Source organism: Alienimonas chondri, from assembly GCF_013036045.1.
Taxonomy (GTDB): domain Bacteria; phylum Planctomycetota; class Planctomycetia; order Planctomycetales; family Planctomycetaceae; genus Alienimonas; species Alienimonas chondri.
Genome location: NZ_WTPX01000266.1, coordinates 1 through 3,700, shown reverse-complemented (window position 1 = coordinate 3,700; position 3,700 = coordinate 1). Strand labels below are relative to the sequence as shown.

Genomic DNA, 3,700 nt, shown 5'->3' with positions numbered 1-3,700 from the left:
GAGGGGCTGGGGGTGAGGGGGCATTCAACAATCGATCGCCCTTCACGATCCCGCCGCTCGACGTTGATCACACGCTGATCACCCGAGATCGACTGCGTACGAGGACTCGCTCACCCTCACCCCCGGCCCCCCTCCCTGAGGGAGAGGGGAGCAGAAGGGACCGCGACGCCGTTCGATGAACCGTCGCCCCGCTCAGTGATAATCCGGCCATCGGCGCCAGGCGAGGTCCCAGTTCGACCACAGGTGCATCAGGCTCAACAGCAATCGCAGCTTGGAGACGTGCTGCGCGTTCAGCGCCGGGCCGTCCTCCGGGTTCGATTGGGCGGCGGCGGCGAGGCCCCAATGCTCGCCCAGGGTCTTGCACAGGCCGTCCGAGGAGAGGTCCGCCGTCGGCGCTCCCACGATGGAGGAACCCGGCCGTTCGTCGGGATCGATCGTCAGGCCGGCGTCGAACGCGGCGGCGAACAGGCTGAACAACTGATCGCGGTACGGAGCCACCTCCGGCGGGCGGGTCTTCTTCTCGCACTCCGCCAGCACCGCTTCGACCTGCGCGACGATCTCCTCCGCAAAGTGCGGATCGGACGCGTCCGGCAGCGGGAACGGGTCGGACGTGGACGGGGCTTCGGACATGCGGGGCAGTGTAACGCCGAGCCTCCGCCCCGTAACGCCGAGCCTCCGCGGAGGCTCGGCGTTACGGGGCGTCCGCGGAGGCCGCCGCGGGACCAGTGTCCGCGGGCGCTTCGGGGGCGGGAACAGCGGTCGTCGGGGGGAACGCCGGTTCGCCGCGTTCGAGGCGTTCCAGCGGACCGGCGAGGAACCGCAGCGCCGGCGGGAGTTCCGGCAGCGACTCGCCATGCGTGGACATCCCACGCGTAATCGGCCGGATTAAGTCGTACCAATCGCCGTACTTCGCCACCGTCGCCTGAGACATGGCCTTCACGCCCACGGGGAACAGGAACGTGAATCCGACGCTCGGGGCCGCCACGATGTCCGGCGAGAACGGCTTGAACTCGATCCGATCCCGCAGCGCCGCCTGACGGGCCGTGTCGAACGCCGGGGCCAGCTCCGCCCAGAACTCCCGCTCCCACTTGGCGACCTGCGTATCGAGGTCCGGGAAGTCGAACTCGACTGCTCCGTCCTCACGCGGTTTCGTCGTCGTCCCCGCGGCGATCGCCTCGCCCCATTTGCGGCGGGCGGCGTTGCCGGCGGCGGTCAGCACGGCGGTTTGCGCATCCGACAGCCCCAGCGCCCGCTTGTCCTCGGCCGGCACGCTCATCCGGCCGTACCACGGGTCGTTCGGACCGAAGTTCAGGTCGAACACCTTGCCGTCGAAGTCTTCCAGGTTCGCCGGCGGCGGGTTCGCGGCGTCGAGCGCGGCGAGGCGTTTGTCCTCCGCGACCGGGTCGGGAAAGGCCGGTTCGCCCCGGCTCACGCGTGCCAACGCCGGCGCGAGAAATTCCATCCGTAGCGGCAGCTTCCGGGCGGGGGCGGTGACCGATTTGCCGGGGACGTTCTGGCGGCCGTGGGCGGCGATCACGTCGTACCATTCGCCCTGACGACCGATCGTCGCGGAGGTCGTATAGACGCCCACCGGAACGAGCCACCTGTAAGGTGAATCGGTCTGCACGAGGTTGTGCGGCATGTCGTTGCCGAACAGCAGAGTCTTCCGCAGCGCCATCTCCTGGGTGACGTTCAGCATCGGATCGACGGCTTCATAGAATTCGCGTTCCCAACGATCCTCGCGCTGCATGAGATCGGGGAACGTGAACCGGACGGAGCCGGACTCCGTGACCCCGGCGTCGCCCTCCTCCGCCATCGCCGTCGCCCATTCGCGGCGGATGCGGTTGGCGGCGGTCTCCAAGGCTTCGACCTGTTCGGCGTCCGCCCCCAGCGCGGCGCGAGCGTCGGGATTCAGCCGCAGCACGCCGTACCAGGGCGTGCGTTCGTCGGTCGTCTCTTGGAACACCTGACCGATTCGCAGCGGGACGGAGCCGGCCGCCACGGCCATGTCGTGGGGGTCCGCGAGGTGTACTGAGTCGTGGGATTCTTTGACGGCAGCGGCGCTCTCGCCCGCGACCGTCGCCGGTCGCGGCGCGTCCAGAGCGCCCCCCCGCGCTCCCCACCACAGCAGGGCGACCAGCAGTACGACCCCCGCGGCGCAGACGGCGGCGATCGTTTCGCCCCACTGTCGACGGCCGGTCTCCGGGTTCACGCGGGGACGAAACACCCGGGAGAGGCCGGCGCCGGTGTCGCGCGACGCTCCGACCGGCGGTTCCGGACGAACCGGCGGGGGCACCGGAACGCGACTGGCCCGGCTGAGCTTCACCCACACCAGCGCCGCGAGCGCCAGGCCAATCAGAGCGCCCGAGCCGCCGGCGAGGCCCATGTGCAGGTCGATCTCCGAGCGGTCGTAACTGGACTGCCCCCGGCCGTCGATCCCCCAGTGCCACACCGAGGTCGCCCCGCAGGCCGCTCCCACGCACGCCCCGACAAGCAGAGCGGCGGGGAAGATCCAAGCGTCGAACACCGCCAACCGGCGGCCCCAGATCGGCGGGTCGTCGCCGCGGGCCTGCGAGGTGCGCACCTGCCGCACCGCGGCCCAGCCCAGCAACGGCACCGCCAGCGGGGCGAACGTGCCGGGGACCGCGCACAGCAGCGCCAACATCTTGAATCCGTCCCCGTCCGGCCGCCAGATTTGCGAGAGAATCATGCACAACGGGATCGCCAGCAGCGTCATCAGCCAACCCGCGGCCCAGACGGCCGGGCGGCTCAACCCGCCGGGGGGCGTGTGGAAGATCGGCCAGCGGCCGATCATCCCCGCGACCGTGCCGATCCCGCCGAGCTTCCCGCCGCCCGCTTCCCGCCATGCCCAGCCGGACGGCCACCACAGCGGCGCCGTCTCTCTGCGGAGCGTCACCCACGCGGCGGTCAGCATGCCGGCGGACACGCCGAACCACACCGGCGCCTCGTAGCTGATGCGCAAGATCGCGGCCGGCAAGGCGACGCAGGCGGTCGCCGCAGCGGTCCACAACAGCGTCACGCCGCAGTCCCACAGGTCGATCAGCCACAGCGACCAGTTCACCCGCAGGTCGCCCAACCGAAAGCCCGGCGGGCGATGGGCGATCAGCATCGCCCCGAACAGCCGCGCCGGCGTCCCGAACAGCAGAAACAGCAGCCCGGCGATCAACGTGTCGTCCGACCCCGGCCCGACGAGGAACGCGGAGGCGATCGTCAACGCGATCCCCAGCGTCATCGCCGCCCCCGCCAAACCGACCAGCAGCGACCCGGCGACGCGCAGGTTCCGCTGCACCTCCGTGGCCCGGCGGGCGTGGGGGTCGTTCGGGTCGAACCGAGGTGAGCGCGGTAACGCCGAGGCTCCGCGGGGCCTCGGCGTGACCGGCGACTTGAGGACCGGGTTGGGTCGCATCGGCAGATCGGCCGGCCGCGACAGCAGCGGCGCCTCCCCCTTCCAGCCCCACAGCGGCGACCACCACCGCGGCGGCGCGTCCCGGCGAGCGGTCCACCACGCCGCCGCCCCGATCGTCGCCAGCGTGCCGAACACGACCGCGGCCATGGTCCCGCTGTGCGGACTCGCCAGCCAGATTACCCACCCGGCGATCACCCCGATCACCAGCGGCACGCCGGCCGACTTCACCAGTTCCTTGAACACGGAACCCAGCTCTCCCCACCACCCCGCCCC

Annotated in this window: 2 protein-coding genes; both read right to left on the bottom strand. The window is 71.0% G+C overall.

Annotated features, from left to right (window positions below):
- Positions 1-192: 192 nt before the first annotated feature.
- A complete protein-coding gene (locus tag LzC2_RS20730) occupies positions 193-630 on the bottom strand; it encodes a hypothetical protein (RefSeq protein ID WP_171189932.1) in 438 nt (145 codons plus the stop codon).
- Positions 631-691: 61 nt separating this feature from the next.
- Positions 692-3,700 (bottom strand): hypothetical protein (locus tag LzC2_RS20725; protein ID WP_171189931.1); only part of this gene is annotated, 3,009 nt, incomplete at its 5' end.

Excerpts from the sequence above, each read along its gene's own strand:
- LzC2_RS20730 (WP_171189932.1), bottom strand. The coding sequence starts at position 630 with ATGTCCGAAGCCCCGTCCACGTCCGACCCGTTCCCGCTGCCGGACGCG.